17 protein-coding genes and 2 tRNA genes are annotated in these 16,869 nt (G+C 55.8%); 14 read left to right on the top strand and 5 right to left on the bottom strand.

Annotated elements, in window-relative coordinates; all coding sequences use genetic code 11:
• Window positions 1-22: 22 nt before the first annotated feature.
• Together gloA and rnt are read left to right on the top strand one after the other, a co-directional pair.
• Window positions 23-430, top strand: a complete 408-nt coding sequence (gene gloA, locus ACQUTD_RS09355; RefSeq protein ID WP_072568304.1) for a lactoylglutathione lyase — start codon at window positions 23-25, stop codon at window positions 428-430.
• Between the two features lie 100 nt (window positions 431-530).
• A complete protein-coding gene (gene rnt / locus ACQUTD_RS09350; protein ID WP_072568303.1) occupies window positions 531-1,187 on the top strand; it encodes a ribonuclease T in 657 nt (218 codons plus the stop codon).
• A gap of 36 nt (window positions 1,188-1,223) precedes the next feature.
• On the opposite strand, the gene grxD is transcribed toward rnt, so the two are convergent.
• The gene (gene grxD / locus ACQUTD_RS09345) at window positions 1,224-1,571 is read right to left on the bottom strand and encodes a monothiol glutaredoxin 4 (RefSeq protein ID WP_072568302.1); all 348 of its coding nucleotides are present in this window, start codon (window positions 1,569-1,571) and stop codon (window positions 1,224-1,226) included.
• A gap of 328 nt (window positions 1,572-1,899) precedes the next feature.
• Between grxD and ACQUTD_RS09340 the strand changes: the two genes are divergently transcribed.
• The gene (locus ACQUTD_RS09340) at window positions 1,900-2,742 is read left to right on the top strand and encodes an NlpC/P60 family protein (RefSeq protein ID WP_473274767.1); all 843 of its coding nucleotides are present in this window, start codon (window positions 1,900-1,902) and stop codon (window positions 2,740-2,742) included.
• Between the two features lie 54 nt (window positions 2,743-2,796).
• On the opposite strand, the gene ACQUTD_RS09335 is transcribed toward ACQUTD_RS09340, so the two are convergent.
• Both ACQUTD_RS09335 and cydH read right to left on the bottom strand, forming a co-directional pair.
• The gene (locus ACQUTD_RS09335) at window positions 2,797-3,963 is read right to left on the bottom strand and encodes an MFS transporter (protein ID WP_473274768.1); all 1,167 of its coding nucleotides are present in this window, start codon (window positions 3,961-3,963) and stop codon (window positions 2,797-2,799) included.
• Between the two features lie 172 nt (window positions 3,964-4,135).
• On the bottom strand, window positions 4,136-4,228 hold the full coding sequence (gene cydH, locus ACQUTD_RS09330; protein ID WP_199775924.1) for a cytochrome bd-I oxidase subunit CydH: 93 nt from the start codon (window positions 4,226-4,228) through the stop codon (window positions 4,136-4,138).
• 294 nt (window positions 4,229-4,522) lie between these two features.
• Between cydH and purR the strand changes: the two genes are divergently transcribed.
• Window positions 4,523-5,548, top strand: a complete 1,026-nt coding sequence (gene purR, locus ACQUTD_RS09325) for an HTH-type transcriptional repressor PurR (protein ID WP_072568299.1) — start codon at window positions 4,523-4,525, stop codon at window positions 5,546-5,548.
• A 16-nt stretch (window positions 5,549-5,564) separates the two neighbouring features.
• Here the strand turns inward: purR and punR are convergent, their stop codons facing one another.
• Entirely contained in the window at window positions 5,565-6,476 is a 912-nt protein-coding gene (gene punR, locus ACQUTD_RS09320; protein WP_473274771.1) for a DNA-binding transcriptional activator PunR, read from the bottom strand.
• Between the two features lie 113 nt (window positions 6,477-6,589).
• Between punR and punC the strand changes: the two genes are divergently transcribed.
• Both punC and cfa read left to right on the top strand, forming a co-directional pair.
• The gene (gene punC / locus ACQUTD_RS09315) at window positions 6,590-7,774 is read left to right on the top strand and encodes a purine nucleoside transporter PunC (RefSeq protein WP_473274772.1); all 1,185 of its coding nucleotides are present in this window, start codon (window positions 6,590-6,592) and stop codon (window positions 7,772-7,774) included.
• Window positions 7,775-8,074: 300 nt separating this feature from the next.
• Window positions 8,075-9,223, top strand: a complete 1,149-nt coding sequence (cfa, locus tag ACQUTD_RS09310) for a cyclopropane fatty acyl phospholipid synthase (protein ID WP_318363091.1) — start codon at window positions 8,075-8,077, stop codon at window positions 9,221-9,223.
• A 36-nt stretch (window positions 9,224-9,259) separates the two neighbouring features.
• Here cfa and ACQUTD_RS09305 read toward each other — a convergent pair whose 3' ends face one another.
• Window positions 9,260-9,892, bottom strand: coding sequence for a riboflavin synthase subunit alpha (locus tag ACQUTD_RS09305; RefSeq protein WP_318363092.1), 633 nt, complete (start codon window positions 9,890-9,892; stop codon window positions 9,260-9,262).
• 223 nt (window positions 9,893-10,115) lie between these two features.
• Here ACQUTD_RS09305 and mdtK point away from each other — a divergent pair, with 223 nt between their 5' ends.
• From mdtK to pykF, 8 genes are all read left to right on the top strand, one after another.
• A complete protein-coding gene (mdtK, locus tag ACQUTD_RS09300; RefSeq protein ID WP_072568294.1) occupies window positions 10,116-11,489 on the top strand; it encodes an MdtK family multidrug efflux MATE transporter in 1,374 nt (457 codons plus the stop codon).
• Between the two features lie 150 nt (window positions 11,490-11,639).
• Window positions 11,640-11,716 (top strand) — tRNA-Val (locus ACQUTD_RS09295).
• A gap of 15 nt (window positions 11,717-11,731) precedes the next feature.
• Window positions 11,732-11,808 (top strand) — tRNA-Val (locus ACQUTD_RS09290).
• Between the two features lie 98 nt (window positions 11,809-11,906).
• Window positions 11,907-12,680, top strand: coding sequence for a DeoR family transcriptional regulator (locus tag ACQUTD_RS09285; RefSeq protein WP_473274773.1), 774 nt, complete (start codon window positions 11,907-11,909; stop codon window positions 12,678-12,680).
• 117 nt (window positions 12,681-12,797) lie between these two features.
• Window positions 12,798-13,589, top strand: coding sequence for an inositol monophosphatase family protein (locus ACQUTD_RS09280; RefSeq protein WP_473274775.1), 792 nt, complete (start codon window positions 12,798-12,800; stop codon window positions 13,587-13,589).
• Window positions 13,590-13,607: 18 nt separating this feature from the next.
• Window positions 13,608-14,786, top strand: a complete 1,179-nt coding sequence (locus ACQUTD_RS09275) for an MFS transporter (RefSeq protein WP_318373252.1) — start codon at window positions 13,608-13,610, stop codon at window positions 14,784-14,786.
• A 173-nt stretch (window positions 14,787-14,959) separates the two neighbouring features.
• Entirely contained in the window at window positions 14,960-15,193 is a 234-nt protein-coding gene (gene ynhH / locus ACQUTD_RS09270) for a protein YnhH (protein ID WP_473274777.1), read from the top strand.
• 7 nt (window positions 15,194-15,200) lie between these two features.
• On the top strand, window positions 15,201-16,613 hold the full coding sequence (gene pykF / locus ACQUTD_RS09265; protein WP_072568290.1) for a pyruvate kinase PykF: 1,413 nt from the start codon (window positions 15,201-15,203) through the stop codon (window positions 16,611-16,613).
• Window positions 16,614-16,869 lie beyond the last annotated feature (256 nt).

Below are 16,869 nucleotides of genomic sequence, written 5' to 3'. Positions count from 1 at the left end.
AACAACTGATTAAGAGGATATTATGCGCTTACTTCACACCATGCTGCGTGTTGGCGATCTGCAACGCTCCATCGACTTCTACACCAACGTGCTGGGCATGACGCTGCTGCGTACCAGTGAAAATACCGAATACAAATACTCGCTGGCCTTTGTGGGCTACGGCCCGGAAAGCGACGAAGCGGTTATCGAACTGACCTATAACTGGGGCGTCGACAGCTATGAGCTGGGCACCGCTTACGGTCATATCGCGCTGGAAGTGGATAACGCTGCTGAAGCTTGCGAACGTATCCGTCAGAATGGCGGCAATGTCACCCGTGAAGCTGGCCCGGTTAAAGGCGGCACCACGGTTATCGCCTTCGTTGAAGATCCGGACGGTTATAAAATCGAACTGATCGAAGCCAAAGACGCTGGTCGCGGTCTGGGCAACTGATCCCCCACGGGCGCGCCGCGCCCGTTCTTTCTGCGCGGTATAATCCTTGCGTAAAATTTGTCATAATGCGCGCTGCAATTTTCCGTCTTAAGAGATCCTGATGTCCGATAACGCTCAACTCACCGGTCTGTGCGGCCGTTTTCGTGGTTTTTACCCTGTTGTTATTGATGTGGAAACCGCCGGGTTTAACGCCAAAACCGATGCGCTGCTCGAAGTTGCCGCCATTACCTTAAAAATGGACGATGAGGGCTGGCTGATGCCGGACAGCACGCTGCATTTTCACGTTGAGCCGTTCGAAGGGGCAAATCTGCAGCCTGAAGCGCTGGCGTTCAACGGTATCGATCCTGCTAACCCGCTGCGCGGGGCGATCAGTGAGCACGATGCGCTGCATGCGATTTTCAAAATGGTGCGCAAAGGCATTAAAGACAGCGGCTGTAGCCGCGCGATCATGGTGGCCCACAATGCGACCTTCGATCACAGCTTTATGATGGCCGCCGCCGCGCGCGCCTCGCTGAAACGCAACCCCTTCCATCCGTTTGTCACCTTTGACACCGCCTCACTGAGCGGTCTGGCGCTGGGACAGACGGTACTTTCCAAAGCCTGCGCCGCCGCGGGGCTGGATTTCGACAGCACCCAGGCCCACTCTGCCCTCTACGATACTGAGCAAACAGCACTGCTGTTCTGCGAGATCGTTAACCGCTGGAAGCGGCTGGGCGGCTGGCCGATGGCGATGCCTGGCGACGAAAATCAGCCATAAAAAAAGCACCCTAGGGTGCTTTTTTATTGCCTGCGCTTATTCAGCGCCCGGCTCTTCGGTTTTGTACTTCGCAGCGGTTTCTTTGATCAGCGGCTGAAGTTCTCCGCGCTGGTACATCTCAATGATGATGTCGCAGCCGCCTACCAGCTCGCCATCCACCCACAGCTGCGGGAAGGTCGGCCAGTTGGCGTATTTCGGCAGCTCGGCGCGGATGTCCGGGTTCTGCAGAATATCTACATAAGCAAAGCGTTCGCCACAGGCGGAAAGCGCCTGAACTGCCTGGGCAGAGAAGCCGCAGCTTGGCAGCTTAGGGGAACCTTTCATGTACAGCAGGATCGGGTTTTCAGCGATTTGACGCTGGATTTTTTCGATGGTCTCGCTCATTGTCTTGCTTCCTTAACTTCTTCTACGACAGTCGTCTTATTGTAGCGGTTCAGACAACCCACGGAAAATAACATTTTGTTCACCACGCGTTATATTATCGTCTGTCGGATAAAGATGCCTTAAGAATATCAGTTTGCGCGAAACGATTCGCTCATGCCTTAACCGTTTCCTTCCCTGAATTGCTGCTTTTTTTTGCGCTTGTTAACGAAACAGCGCAAGGATGCAAAAAGGCTCTTACCTTTTTAGCATTTTATGCTTTAGAATCGACGAGTTTTGAAAATCACACGCACGCATGATTTCATGCCTGCCCGAATCAGGGGATTGCTCAGTGGCGCGGATAAATAAAGTCTCGATCACGCTCTGTGCTTTGGTTTTTGCTTCGCTGACGTTTGCGCCATTAAGCCAGGCGTCTGAACAGGCGCGGCCCTCTGCCGTGCAAAAAACGCATCTGGCGAAAACCAGCGACCGTAAGAAGCAAAGCACGACCCAAAAGACAACAAAGAAAAGCAGTGGCAGCAGTAAAAAAATAGCTAAAAAAGCATCCAGCAGATCCGCCAGTCAAAAAACCTCCAGCAGAACAAAACGCGTCTCATCCGGTACTAAAACCAGCAGCCTCGCCTCACGCAAAAGCAAATCCAGCCCGGGGAAAATTGCCGCCGTTACCTTTACGGAAAAGTGCACCACCCGCAAAGGCCGCAAGCAGCACTGCGTGAAAGTGAAAAGCAGCAAGCCGGTTACCCTGGCAGACGCGCATAAAGTGCGCATTAAAAAGGCCCAGACGGCGGCGTTATCGACATTAATGAATCAGATCGGCAAACCCTATCACTGGGGCGGCACCTCGCCGCGTACCGGCTTCGATTGCAGCGGGCTGGTGTATTACGCCTATAAAGATCTGGTGAAGTTCCGCATCCCGCGCACCGCCAATGAAATGTATCACCTGCGTGATGCCTCGCCGGTCAACCCGGGCGAGCTGGAACGGGGCGATCTGGTGTTCTTCCGCACGCAGGGTCGCGGCACCGCCGATCACGTGGGCGTCTACGTTGGCAATGGCAAATTCATCCAGTCGCCGCGCAGTGGTCAGGATATTCAAATCACTTCCCTTAGCGAAGATTACTGGCAGCGTCATTATGTGGGCGCGCGCCGGGTGATGACGCCGAAAAACGTCCGCTAAAAAAAACACCCTGCCGGACTGCGCAGGGTGTTTTTCTTTTTTACTCAGTAACGATCAGTTCGCCACGCATTCCCGGCGGGCATCGGCGCGACCGGAAAACAGCACCAGCAGCAGCGCGAGCGCCGCAATAACAGCGCCCATCACCGGCACGACGGCGTAGCCTAATCCTGCGGAGATCACCGCGCCGCCTGCCGCCGCGCCCAGCGCATTGCCGAGGTTAAAAGCGCCGATATTCACGGACGAAGACAGCCCCGGCGCTTCATGAGCGACACGCATCACGCGCATCTGCAATGGCGGCACCACCGCGAACGTTGCGGCACCCCACACCACCATCGCCACGGCCGCGCCGATATCGCTTTTCACCAGCAGCGGGATCGCCAGCATGATCACCATCAGCAGCAACAGAAAGCCTTTCAGCGTGCCGCTGACGGAACGATCGGCAAACTTACCGCCCAGGTAATTGCCCAGCGAGAAGCCCACGCCGATCAGCACCAGCATCGCGGTGACAAAGAACGGCGTCGCGTGATTAAGCTCCTGCAACACCGGCGAGATGTAGGTATAGAGAGTGAACATCGCCCCGGCGCCCAGCACGGTGGTCAGCAGCGCCGATAAAACCTGCGGGCGCATCAGCACCGCCAGCTCCTGGCGCACATCCGGACGCACGCCCGCGCTGCCCTTCGGCAGGGAGAAGAACAGGCTTAACATCGACACCACGCCAAGACCTGCGGTGGCGAGGAAGGACATCCGCCAGCCGATGGTTTCCCCAAGCCAGGTGGCCGCAGGAACGCCGCCGATATTGGCGATGGTCAGTCCCATAAACATGGTCGCCACGGCGCTGGCCTGTTTATGTTTCGGTACCACGCTTGCGGCCACCACTGACCCCAGGCCAAAGAAGGCGCCGTGGTTAAGACTGGTGATAATGCGCGACAGCAGCAGCGTGGTGTAATCCGGTGCAATGGCCGACAGTACATTACCGAGGGTGAAAATCGCCATCAGGAAGATCAGCGCGTTACGGCGGGCGCGGTGCGACAGCAGCAGCGTCATCAGGGGGGCGCCCACCATCACGCCGATCGCATAGGCGCTGATCAGCATGCCGGCGGCAGGGATCGAGACGTCAACGCCACGGGCGATTACCGGCAGCAATCCCATGGGTGAAAATTCAGTTGTACCTATCCCAAAAGCCCCGATTGCCAGTGACAGCAGGGGAAAATTTATCTTCATTATTACATGACTCCAGTAATGCGATGGCGTACAGAGCGCCTCGCGGTGAAGTCAAAAGCATGACATTAATCACAAAAAAACAGAAGTTAATGAAGTGACAAAAGATTATTGCAAATTTGATAACAATCGGCGGGAATGAAAAAGAGAGGGAGAGCGCTCTCCCTGCTCTGGATCAATTAAAAGCGGCAGTCATTGCGCCAGCAACGATCAGGCTGAGCACGATTACGGTAGTAAACAGCGAATACTTCAGATTGCTATCCATCATTTTTTCTCCTTTGTTAACCCCCACAAAAAGTGAGATTGCTCATTTTTGCACAGTTAAACGCAAAAATCTTCTCTGTTTTAGATTGATAACCATTTTTAGGCTTCCCCTTTTCATCAAGATCAGCCAGAATTCCACGCTAAATTTATTCGCGTACCGGCCACTGACCCCTCCTGACGTCCTGTGTTGTTTTCCCGGCGTATCGCAACCTGAAAATGTTGCGCGAAGGGTTTTTTAAGGCAAACGTTTACCTGTAGCAGTATCAGGAGCTTAAGATATGGTCTGGAGTGAGATCTAATGGCAACAATTAAAGATGTAGCGAAACGCGCAAACGTTTCCACTACAACCGTATCACATGTTATTAACAAAACCCGTTTTGTTGCGGAAGAAACGCGCAACGCGGTGTGGGCAGCTATCAAAGAGCTGCATTATTCCCCGAGCGCGGTGGCGCGCAGTCTGAAGGTTAACCATACCAAGTCGATTGGCTTGCTGGCGACCAGCAGCGAAGCGCCCTACTTTGCCGAAATCATTGAAGCTGTTGAGAAAAACTGCTTCCAGAAGGGCTATACCCTGATCCTCGGCAACGCCTGGAACAATCTTGAAAAGCAGCGCGCTTATCTGTCGATGATGGCGCAAAAGCGCGTCGACGGCCTGATGGTGATGTGTTCTGAATACCCGGACCCGCTGTTGCGCATGCTGGAAGAGTACCGTCATATCCCGATGGTGGTGATGGACTGGGGCGAAGCGAAAGCGGACTTTACCGATTCGGTGATCGATAACGCCTTTGAAGGCGGCTATATGGCGGGCCGGTATCTGATCGAACGCGGCCACCGTGAAATCGGCGTCATTCCGGGCCCGCTTGAGCGTAACACCGGCGCGGGCCGTCTGGCGGGCTTTATGAAAGCGATGGAAGAAGCGCTGATTAAGGTGCCGGAAAACTGGATCGTGCAGGGCGACTTTGAGCCGGAATCCGGCTACCGCGCCATGCAGCAGATCCTCTCCCAGCCGCATCGTCCGACCGCAGTCTTCTGCGGCGGCGACGTGATGGCGATGGGCGCGCTCTGCGGGGCTGATGAAATGGGTCTGCGCGTGCCGCAGGACGTGTCGCTGATTGGTTATGACAACGTGCGCAACGCCCGTTTCTTCACCCCGGCGCTGACCACCATTCACCAGCCGAAAGACTCGCTGGGCGAAACGGCCTTCAATATGCTGATGGACAGGATCGTCAGCAAGCGTGAAGAGTCGCAATCCATTGAGGTGCACCCGCGTCTCATCGAACGCCGCTCGGTCGCCGACGGCCCGTTCCGCGACTATCGCCGCTAAGCCTGCCGGGAGCCAGTCACTCTGGCTCCCGCAACCACTCTTTATTCAGCGTCTCGCTGTCTCCTAAATAATCCAGCAGCCAGCTTAAGGCGGGCGAATTATCCTTTTGCTGCCACGTCAGGCAACAGGCGGCATCCGGGAAGGGATTTTCAAGCGGCAGCGCCACCCACTCTCCGCGATCAAGCCAGGGCCTGGCAAAATGCGCCGGTACCATGCCGATACACAATCCCGCCGACAAACAGGCCGCCGAGGATTCCCAATCGGGCGCGATGATGCGCCGCTGGTTATCCAGCAGCCAGGTAATACGCTTGGGCAGCGAGCGGGAGGTGTCCTCGCGCACCAGCGACGGCCAGTTGCGCAAGGTGTCATCGCTCAGCGGCCCGTCCATCGCCGCCAGCGGGTGTTCACGGGATACCACGCACTTCCAGCTCAATTTCCCCATATCCCGGAAGGCGTAGCGCCCGCCCACCGGCACCGCCTGGGTCGCGCCAATCGCCAGTTCCACGCGGCCATCCGCCAGCGCGTCCCACACGCCGTTGAATACTTCCTGAAAGACGATCAGCTCCACATCCTGAAAGTGGCGGTAGAAATCGACGATCATTTGCCTGCTACGTTCGGGCTTAACGATATTGTCCACCGCGATGGATAACTGCCCCCGCCAGCCGTTGGCGATCTGCTGACACTGCTGACGGGTGATCTGCATTTTTTTGATAACAGATCGCCCTTCCTTTAAAAACCAGCGTCCGGCGGGAGTAAGCACCACGTCACGGTGACGGCGCTCGAACAGTGGCACCGCCAGCCACTCTTCCAGCTGCCGCACCGTATAGCTCACCGCCGATGGGACCCGGTGGAGTTCCTGCGCGGCGGCGCTGAAGCTGCCGGTTCGTGCCACCGCATCAACCACTTCCAGTGAATATTCTGACCACATGTTCTGCCTGCAAATTTTTTGAATGCAATGTGCAAATATTAGCGTTTCACAACCGTCATTGCACTCCCTACACTCTGCCGCTCTGCTCACCTGCCAAAACAAGAGAACGTGACATGAAACCTGGAAAAGGATTTTTAGTCTGGCTGGCGGGGTTAAGCGTACTGGGCTTTCTGGCTACAGATATGTATTTACCCGCCTTCGCCGTTATTCAGAATGATCTTCAAACCCCGGCGGCTGCTGTCAGCGCCAGCCTGAGTCTGTTTTTAGCCGGATTTGCGGTTGCGCAACTGGCGTGGGGTCCGCTGTCCGATACTTATGGTCGCCGCCCGGTGCTGTTAAGCGGTCTGGCGCTCTTTGCCGTCGGCTGTCTGGGCATGCTGTGGGTGCGCGACGCCACCTGGCTGCTGGTGCTGCGTTTTATCCAGGCGATCGGCGTCTGCGCCGCCGCCGTCACCTGGCAGGCGCTGGTGACGGATCACTATCCGGCACACCGCACTAATCGTATCTTCGCCACCATTATGCCGCTGGTGGGTCTCTCTCCGGCCCTTGCGCCGCTGCTGGGCAGCTGGATCCTCGCGCATTTTTCCTGGCAAATGATTTTTATGACGCTGTTTGTCATTACGCTGGTGCTGATGCTGCCCGCGCTGCGCCTGAAGCCGGTGGTAAAAAAAACCACCAGCAGCGACGTGCCGCTGACCTTTGCCACCCTGCTCCGTTCCCGGGATTACCGCGGTAACGTGCTGATCTACGCCGCCTGCTCCGCCAGCTTCTTCGCCTGGCTGACCGGCTCGCCCTTTATCCTCAGCGAAATGGGCTACGGCCCGGCGGCCATTGGCCTGAGCTATGTGCCGCAAACCATCGCCTTTCTGATCGGCGGCTATGGATGCCGCGCAGCGCTGCAAAAGTGGCAGGGTAAAAAGTTACTGCCGTGGCTGCTGGTGTTCTACGGTCTGAGCGTGGCGGGTACCTGGATAGCCGGGCTGGTGGCGGGTCAATCCCTCACTGCGCTGCTGGTGCCCTTCTGCGTGATGGCAATGGCGAACGGCGCCATTTATCCCATTGTGGTGGCCCAGGCGCTGCGCCCGTTCCCGCAGGCGACCGGACGTGCGGCGGCGCTGCAAAATACCCTGCAACTGGGGCTCTGTTTCCTTGCCAGTCTGGTGGTGTCCGCGCTTATCGGCACGCCGCTGTTGACCACCACCAGCGTAATGCTGATCACCGTATTACTGGCCGCTGCCGGTTACCGGATGCAGCGTCATGGTGTAACAGACGCGGATGCTGAAACCGCCTCTGCATAGTTCACCGGGCAACTATGTTACAAACCAGTGATTAGGTTGCTAAGAATTTACTATTGTATCTGCCGGATCTGAGGCCTATACTCATTTCCGGCACATATAATTACGATAAATATTATGCAGTAACAGGCGCAGGATGACGCCTCTCTCACCACGGATGGCCTTTTCGGCAAGGGTAATCTCCCTTCCTCTGTTCTACGTCGGATTTCTGGCTCGCGGACCATTCCGTGAGATTTCTCACAAACCCTAAAAAGCGACTACGCTGTTTGAAGGTTCTGATCACATACAGGTGATGGAGAAGCTATGAGTTCATCGTGCATAGAAGACGTTAACATACGGGATGATGACTGGTTTCGTATCGTAAGCGAACTGCTTGGCCGGGCGGGGATCACAATCAACGGTTCGTCCCCGGCAGATATTCAGGTCAAAAATCCTCATTTTTTTAAACGCGTGCTGCAGGAAGGATCGCTGGGGCTGGGTGAAAGTTATATGGACGGCTGGTGGGATTGCGAACGGCTGGACATTTTCTTCAACAACGTCCTGCGTGCCGGTCTTGAAAACCAGCTCCCGCACCATCTCAAAGATACACTGCGTATAGCGGGCGCCAGATTATTTAATTTGCAGAGCAAGCGCCGGGCATGGATCGTCGGCAAAGAGCATTACGATTTGGGTAATGATCTGTTCAGCCGCATGCTGGATCCGCAAATGCAATACTCTTGCGCCTACTGGAAGGATGCCACGACGCTGGCAGACGCCCAGCTTGCCAAGCTAAAACTGATTTGCGAAAAGCTACAGCTCCAGCCCGGAATGCGTGTGCTCGACATCGGCTGTGGCTGGGGTGGGCTTGCGCAGTACATGGCGCAGCACTATGACGTCAGCGTGGTGGGCGTGACGATTTCTGCGGAACAGCAAAAAATGGCGCAGGAACGCTGTCAGGATCTCGATGTGACTATTTTGCTCCAGGATTATCGCGATCTTAACGAGCAGTTTGACCGCATCGTCTCTGTCGGCATGTTCGAACACGTTGGTCCTAAAAACTACGCCACCTATTTTGAGGTTGTCGATCGCAATCTGAAACCTGACGGCCTGTTTTTACTGCACACTATCGGCTCGAATAAAACCGACCACCACGTCGATCCCTGGATCAATAAGTACATCTTCCCTAACGGCTGCCTGCCGTCGGTGCGGCAGATCGCCACCGCCAGCGAGCCGCATTTTGTGATGGAAGACTGGCATAACTTCGGTTCGGATTATGATAAAACGCTGATGGCCTGGCACAGCCGTTTTCAGGCCGCCTGGCCGGAGATTGCCGGCAATTATTCTGATCGTTTCAGAAGGATGTTCAGCTACTATCTCAATGCCTGTGCGGGGGCGTTCCGCGCGCGGGATATTCAGCTCTGGCAGGTGGTGTTCAGCCGGGGCGTGGAAAACGGCCTGCGTGTGGCGCGTTGATAAAAAACCCCGGCTTGCCGGGGTTTTTTGTGGAATTTACTCGTCGCGCTCAACCACCACCACCCGGGCCGCCATTACGCGTTCGACGGTGTCCACCACCGCCTGGGTCTGGGGATCGATTTCGATATTGACGCGGCTGCCCAGTTTTTTGCTGCTGAGCGTGGTGCGCTCCAGCGTTTCCGGGATCAGGTGCACGCAAAAGCGCGTCGGCGTCACCTCGCCTACCGTCAGGCTAATACCGTCAATACCGATAAATCCTTTATAAAGAATATACTTCATCAGCGTCGGATCCTGGACTTTAAACCAGATCTGACGATTATTTTCTGACGCCAGGATCTTAACCACTTCCGCGGTAGTGATAATATGACCTGACATTAAATGTCCGCCAATTTCATCGCTGAATTTTGCCGCACGCTCAACATTCACATAATCGCCGGGGGCTAATTCACCGAGATTGGTAATACGCAGCGTCTCTTTCATTAAGTCGAAACTGATAAGGTTGCCGTTAATTTCCGTTACGGTCAGGCAGCAACCGTTGTGCGCCACGGACGCGCCCGTCTCCAGACCATCCAGCATGGTGTCTGGCAGCGCCACGACGTGCGTGCGGAAATTGGGTTTCTCATCAATGGACACCACTTTTGCCGTGCCCTGTACAATACCGGTAAACATGCCTGGTGCTCCTGTATCATTAATTCGGTTAACCGAGTTTATACCAGCACAATAACAGGTGAAAAATGAGGTTGCCAGTCTCGGCACTTATTACGCTGTTTTTTCTCTGGATTAATCGCATTTCCCCGCTACAATGTACTGGTTATTTCTCCTGCAAATCTTTTGCTGCCAGTAACGGCGGCTATTCAGTTTTTCATATAACTACAATTCAACAGGTGTTCACGTGCAGAAGTACTTTCTTGAAGCGCGTCAGTTATTAGCACTGGCAATCCCGGTGATCATTGCGCAAATCGCCCAGACCGCGATGGGTTTCGTCGATACCGTGATGGCGGGCGGCTACAGCGCCACCGACATGGCGGCGGTGGCTATTGGTACCTCTATCTGGCTGCCCGCCATTCTTTTTGGTCATGGGCTGCTGCTGGCGCTGACGCCGACGGTTGCGCAACTGAACGGCTCCGGCCGCCGCGACCGTATTGCCCACCAGGTACGCCAGGGTTTCTGGCTGGCGGGCGGCGTGTCGGTGCTGATCATGATCGTGCTGTGGAACGCGGGTCATATCATTCATGCGATGCACAATATCGATCCCGAACTGGCGGACAAAGCGGTGCGCTATCTGCGCGCCCTGCTGTGGGGCGCGCCTGGCTATCTGTTCTTCCAGGTGGCGCGTAACCAGTGTGAAGGGCTGGCGAAAACCAAGCCCGGCATGGTGTTTGGTTTTCTCGGCCTGCTGGTGAATATCCCCATCAACTATGTGCTGATTTATGGTCATTTCGGTATGCCTGAGATGGGCGGCGTCGGCTGCGGCGTGGCGACGGCAACGGTGTACTGGATGATGTTCGTCTGCATGGTCTCCTACATTAAGCGCGCGCGCTCCATGCGCGACATCCGTAACGATATGCGTTTTGGCAAACCGGATCCCGCCGTGCTGCTGCGCCTGGCGCAACTGGGGCTGCCCATCGCCCTCGCGCTGTTCTTTGAGGTGACGCTGTTCGCCGTGGTGGCGCTGCTGGTGTCGCCCCTTGGCATTGTCGATGTGGCCGGGCACCAGATCGCCCTTAACTTCAGCTCGCTGATGTTCGTCCTGCCGATGTCGCTGGCGGCAGCGGTCACCATTCGCGTGGGTTATCGCCTGGGCCAGGGCTCGACGCTGGATGCGCAAACCGCCGCGCGAACCGGGCTGGCGGTAGGCGTCTGCATGGCGGTCGTCACCGCGATCTTCACCGTCGCGCTGCGGGAAGATATTGCCCTGCTGTATAACGACAATCCGGAAGTGGTGCATCTAGCCTCGCAGTTAATGCTGATGGCGGCGGTGTATCAGCTTTCCGATTCCATCCAGGTGGTCGGCAGCGGTATTCTGCGTGGCTATAAAGATACGCGCTCCATCTTCTTTATTACCTTTACCGCCTACTGGGTGCTCGGATTGCCGAGCGGCTATGTACTGGCGCTAACCGATCTGGTGGTGGATCGCATGGGCCCTGCCGGTTTCTGGATGGGCTTTATCATCGGCCTGACCTCGGCGGCCATCCTGATGATGCTGCGCATGCGTTACCTGCAACGTCAGCCTTCGGGCGTGATCCTCGCCCGCGCGGCGCGTTAAGTACAGTGTGGCCGCCTGAGGGCGGCTACTTTCTCAACATTTTGCGCAGTTGTTCCGCAATCGCGTGAAATCAGAATGAAAATTGCTTTTTTCCGCTTGCCACAGCCGCGCCCTGCCGCTAATATTCGTCCCCGTTGTCAGCACAACAATGCGTTCATAGCTCAGTTGGTTAGAGCACCACCTTGACATGGTGGGGGTCGTTGGTTCGAGTCCAATTGAACGCACCATTCTTTCTGTACAGTGCGTCCGTAGCTCAGTTGGTTAGAGCACCACCTTGACATGGTGGGGGTCGGTGGTTCGAGTCCACTCGGACGCACCATTCAGCAATACTCTCCCTTTTCTTCCTGTTTGACTCCCTGACTGCTTTATCCCATCATGCTCGCTTATGCGTACCTGTGATAATTTCAGTGGGCCACTATGTTTGATTACGCCGAATTTCCCGAGCAGCGCCAGGAAAAAATAAAGCAGCTTTTAGCCCTCAACGGCAAAGTCGTGTGCGCCCAGCTTGCGCCGGAGCTTAACGTTTCTGAGCATACCATCCGCCGCGACCTGAAAGAGCTGGCCAGTCTTGGCCTGTGCAAGCGTGTTTATGGCGGCGCGGTCAGCGTGCTTCCCCCTTCCGGTAATTTTCTAAAACGCGAAAACCTTAACAGCGATAAAAAAGAACAGCTCGCCCGCCGCGCGGTGTCGCTGATCAAACCCGAAAGCTGCGTTTTTTTTGATGCCGGGACGACTAATCTCGCCATCGCCCGCCAGTTGCCTCCCGGTATTATCCTTACCGCCGTCACCAATTCCCCGTTAATCGCCGCTGAATTGATGCACCATGAGGCGGTGGAAATCATCTTTCCCGGCGGGCGGATCAATAAAGAGACGGGCGGCGCGACCGGTATTGATACCCTGCGCCACATCGAAAAAATGTTTTTCGATCAGTGTCTGCTTGGCGCCTGCGCTTTTGACGCGGACGAAGGCGTGACGGTGTTTGAGTATGACGATGCCGAATTCAAAAAATGTCTGGTGACGCGCAGCAGCGACATCATCGTCACCCTGACCGCCGATAAAATCGCTACTCTTGCCCGTTATCAGGTCGCCACCAGCGAAGAGATCACGACGCTGGTGATCGATGACGCCGTGAGCGAACAGGCGCTGAAAGCGCTGCGCAGTAAAAAACTGGACGTGATCCTCGCCAGCTGAACAAAAATAATGCGCAGGGCCGTTTGTACTCTTGCACACAATCGCGCATAATCGAGCACAAACAAGCAGAAAAATACTCTGCGCCTTGCCGTTGTTCACGCTTAAAAGGATCGAAACATGAACCATTCCCTGCCCGATGTCGATTTCCTCCATGAACTGGCCGATGCCGCCGATAAAGAGACGCTGCCGCGTTTTCGTTCCGGCTTAAATCTGCATGTCGGCTCCAAACCCAAAGAGAGCTTTCGCTTTGATCCGGTAACTGACGCCGATCGTGAAGCCGAGCGCGTGATGCGCGCCATTATCAATGAACGCTACCCTTCCCATGCCATCATGGGCGAAGAGTTTGGGACGACCGGCGACGGCCCGCTGCAATGGGTGCTGGATCCGGTGGACGGCACCCGCCCGTTTCTGTGCGGTCTGCCGGTGTGGGGCACGCTGATCGGCCTGACGGTGGAAGGTCGCGGTCAGCTGGGCATGATGGGCCAGCCCTTTACCGGCGAACGCTTCTGGGCGGACGGGAAACAGGCCTGGCGCAGCGGTCCGCAGGGCAGCGGTGTCATGACCACCCGCAAAGGACTGTCGCTTAATCAGGCGATTTTGCATACCACCTCGCCGGAGCCGATTGGCCACACCCCGGACGTGAACTTTGCGGCGCTGCACAGCGCGACCCTGATGACCCGCTACGGCGGGGAGTGCTATGCGATGGCGATGCTGGCAGCCGGTCAAATCGATCTTTGTCTGGAATATGCGCTGCAACCTTACGATATTGTGGCCTTCGTTCCGATCGTCGAACAGGCGGGCGGCGTGGTCACCACGCTGTCGGGCGATCGCCCGGAAGCCGGTGGCCGTATTCTGGCGTCCGGCTGCTCGCGTCTGCATGACGAAGCGCTGAAAATTCTTAACAGCTGATGGTTTTACAGGATGTCTATGAGCAATAAAAACGCAGCCCTGGAATTACCCGCTACCGGTGGTGCGTCGCGCGCACTGCCCGGCAGAAACGAGCAGCGGGCGACGCGCATTGTCTTCTTTATGGCGGGCTTTGCCACCGCGGCCTGGGCGGCACTGGTGCCCTTCGCCAAGTACAATACCGGCGTCAGCGACGGCACGTTAGGCCTGCTGCTGCTGTGCCTCGGCGGCGGCGCGCTGGTGGCTATGCCGCTTACCGGCGCGCTGACCGCCCGCTTTGGCTGTCGTCGGGTGATGGTGGTGTCGGTGCTGATTTTCTGCGCCATTCTGCCGCTGCTGGCGATAACCCAGGATGCGCGACTGCTGGCGCTGGCGCTGCTGCTGTTCGGTATTGGTATCGGCACTACTGACTGCGCGATGAACGTACAGGCGATCATTGTCGAAAAAGCGTCTCCCCGTCCGCTGATGTCCGGTTTTCACGGCTTTTACAGCGTGGGAGGGATTGCCGGTGCCGGTGCGATGAGCGGCATGATGTCGCTGGGGCTTTCCGCCCAGGCGGCCAGTCTTGCCACCACCCTTATTGTGATAGCGTTACTGCTGGTGTGCGTGCGCGGTTTTCTCAGCTACGCGAATCCGCAGGAAGGTCCGGCCTTTGCGGTGCCGCACGGTATCGTGCTGCTGCTTGGCGGTATCTGCTTCGTGGTGTTTCTGGCGGAAGGGGCGGTGCTGGACTGGAGCGCGGTGTTCCTCACCGAATACCGCGGGCTGCCGGAAGCGCGCGGCGGGCTGGGTTTTGCCTGCTTCGCCGCCACCATGACGCTGGGGCGGTTAACCGGCGACCGCGTTGTCGCCCGTCTCGGCCAGCAGCCGGTGGTCTTTGTCGGCGCGCTGCTGGCCGCCGCTGGCCTGTTATTGACGGTGGCGTCTGATGCCTGGGCGCTGTCGCTGACGGGTTACGCGCTGATCGGCCTGGGTTGCGCAAACATCGTGCCAGTGATGTTTTCAGCAATCGGACGTCAGACAGCCATGCCGCAGGTGCTGGCGGTGCCTGCCGTCACTACGCTCGGCTACATGGGCGTGCTGGCGGGCCCGGCAAGTATCGGCGGGATTGCGCATCACAGCAGCCTGAGCGCTGCCTTTGTGGTGGTGGCCATCGCAATGGTGGGCGTGGCGCTGGTCTCAAGGCTGGTTAAAGTATAAGACGAGAGCAACAGGCCCATCGGGTTTTACCCCGTCGGGCCTGTTAATTTTATTAAGTGCCTGAAATTATTTCTGTCTTTACTTAACACCTTGATAACACTTCGTTGTGAATCTGCACAGATGCATTTTGAAACGCTGTTTTCATTTTCCTTTTGACTGTTTTTCATCGTATAATGCGCGCCAATAGACTCTTGAATGGTTTCAGCTCATTGAACTGTAATATTCAACTATCACAGCGACTCATTCCCCCCTGGGCTGATACACAAGCACATATTCCTCTGCACGCTTTTTTTGATGTCACCTATTCTTATGACGTGACATCGCAAAACTTTCGCAACACCGGTTTGACTCCGCGGCGGTGCGCCCCCGGAGCGTTATTTCCATATCCTTCTCAACTTAAAGACTAAGACTGTCATGAAAAAGACCAAAATTGTTTGCACAATCGGCCCAAAAACCGAATCAGAAGAGATGCTGACCAAAATGCTGGACGCCGGCATGAACGTGATGCGTCTGAACTTCTCTCACGGCGACTATGCTGAACACGGTCAGCGCATCAAAAACTTGCGCAACGTGATGAGCAAAACCGGCAAGAAAGCCGCCATCCTGCTGGACACCAAAGGTCCGGAAATCCGTACCATCAAGCTGGAAGGCGGTAATGACGTCTCCCTGAAAGCAGGTCAGACCTTCACTTTCACCACGGACAAAACCGTTGTGGGTAACAGCGATATCGTTGCTGTCACTTACGAAGGCTTCACCAATGACCTGTCCGTTGGCAACACCGTACTGGTTGACGATGGTCTGATCGGTATGGAAGTGACCGCCATCGAAGGCAACAAAGTTATCTGTAAAGTGCTGAACAACGGCGACCTGGGCGAGAACAAAGGCGTTAACCTGCCGGGCGTTTCCATCGCCCTGCCTGCGCTGGCAGAAAAAGACAAACAGGACCTGATCTTTGGCTGCGAGCAAGGCGTTGACTTCGTTGCAGCATCCTTTATCCGTAAGCGTTCTGACGTGGTGGAAATCCGTGAGCACCTGAAAGCGCACGGCGGCGAGCACATCCAGATCATCTCCAAAATCGAAAACCAGGAAGGCCTGAACAACTTCGACGAAATCCTCGAAGCCTCTGACGGCATCATGGTTGCGCGTGGCGACCTGGGCGTTGAGATCCCGGTTGAAGAAGTGATCTTCGCGCAGAAGATGATGATCGAAAAATGTATCCGCGCCCGTAAAGTGGTGATCACCGCGACCCAGATGCTGGATTCCATGATCAAAAACCCGCGTCCGACCCGTGCGGAAGCAGGCGATGTGGCTAACGCCATCCTGGACGGTACCGATGCCGTAATGCTGTCTGGTGAGTCTGCCAAGGGTAAATACCCGCTGGAAGCCGTCTCCATCATGGCGACCATCTGCGAGCGTACTGACCGCGTGATGACCAGCCGTCTGGAGTTCACCAACGACAGCCGTAAACTGCGCATCACCGAAGCCGTGTGCCGTGGTGCCGTTGAAACTGCCGAAAAACTGGCTGCTCCGCTGATCGTGGTGGCGACCCAGGGCGGTAAATCTGCGCGCGCTATCCGTAAATACTTCCCGGATGCCACCATCCTGGCGCTGACCACTAACGAAGTTACCGCCCGTCAGCTGGTGCTCAGCAAAGGCGTTACCGCGCAGCTGGTGAAAGAGATCTCCTCCACGGACGATTTCTACCGTCTGGGTAAAGAAGTGGCGCTGGAAAGCGGCCTGGCTCAGAAAGGTGAAGTTGTGGTAATGGTTTCCGGCGCGCTGGTTCCAAGCGGCACAACCAATACTGCTTCTGTGCACGTGCTGTAATAATTGCCGTACAAATTAATCTGATTAAAAAAGCGCCCTTGTGGCGCTTTTTTTTATTCATCCAATAACGATTTTCAATAAGTGCAAATCGAAATGCACTATTTAACTGACTTTTTTCTAAGATGAATCCGATGAAAGCGGTCTGTTTTCACACAGTTTTTTTCTGTGCGCCCGCAAAGTCGGTGTTTCTTTGAGCGAACAGTCAAATTTAAGGGTATTCCCAACAAAAAAATATTCTCAATATAAAAAAGTTTGT

The organism is Enterobacter sp. K510 (assembly GCF_055804875.1).
This window is presented reverse-complemented; position numbering and strand designations above follow the sequence as displayed.

What these genes read in the sequence shown, in the direction of transcription:
- gloA (WP_072568304.1), top strand. Translation starts at nt 23, where the DNA reads ATGCGCTTACTTCACACCATGCTGCGTGTTGGCGATCTGCAACGCTCC.
- rnt (WP_072568303.1), top strand. Translation starts at nt 531, where the DNA reads ATGTCCGATAACGCTCAACTCACCGGTCTGTGCGGCCGTTTTCGTGGT.
- grxD (WP_072568302.1), bottom strand. Translation starts at nt 1,571, where the DNA reads ATGAGCGAGACCATCGAAAAAATCCAGCGTCAAATCGCTGAAAACCCG.
- ACQUTD_RS09335 (WP_473274768.1), bottom strand. Translation starts at nt 3,963, where the DNA reads ATGAAGATAAATTTTCCCCTGCTGTCACTGGCAATCGGGGCTTTTGGG.
- cydH (WP_199775924.1), bottom strand. Translation starts at nt 4,228, where the DNA reads ATGATGGATAGCAATCTGAAGTATTCGCTGTTTACTACCGTAATCGTG.
- purR (WP_072568299.1), top strand. Translation starts at nt 4,523, where the DNA reads ATGGCAACAATTAAAGATGTAGCGAAACGCGCAAACGTTTCCACTACA.
- punR (WP_473274771.1), bottom strand. Translation starts at nt 6,476, where the DNA reads ATGTGGTCAGAATATTCACTGGAAGTGGTTGATGCGGTGGCACGAACC.
- punC (WP_473274772.1), top strand. Translation starts at nt 6,590, where the DNA reads ATGAAACCTGGAAAAGGATTTTTAGTCTGGCTGGCGGGGTTAAGCGTA.
- cfa (WP_318363091.1), top strand. Translation starts at nt 8,075, where the DNA reads ATGAGTTCATCGTGCATAGAAGACGTTAACATACGGGATGATGACTGG.
- ACQUTD_RS09305 (WP_318363092.1), bottom strand. Translation starts at nt 9,892, where the DNA reads ATGTTTACCGGTATTGTACAGGGCACGGCAAAAGTGGTGTCCATTGAT.
- ACQUTD_RS09285 (WP_473274773.1), top strand. Translation starts at nt 11,907, where the DNA reads ATGTTTGATTACGCCGAATTTCCCGAGCAGCGCCAGGAAAAAATAAAG.
- ACQUTD_RS09280 (WP_473274775.1), top strand. Translation starts at nt 12,798, where the DNA reads ATGAACCATTCCCTGCCCGATGTCGATTTCCTCCATGAACTGGCCGAT.
- ACQUTD_RS09275 (WP_318373252.1), top strand. Translation starts at nt 13,608, where the DNA reads ATGAGCAATAAAAACGCAGCCCTGGAATTACCCGCTACCGGTGGTGCG.
- ynhH (WP_473274777.1), top strand. Translation starts at nt 14,960, where the DNA reads ATGCGCGCCAATAGACTCTTGAATGGTTTCAGCTCATTGAACTGTAAT.
- pykF (WP_072568290.1), top strand. Translation starts at nt 15,201, where the DNA reads ATGAAAAAGACCAAAATTGTTTGCACAATCGGCCCAAAAACCGAATCA.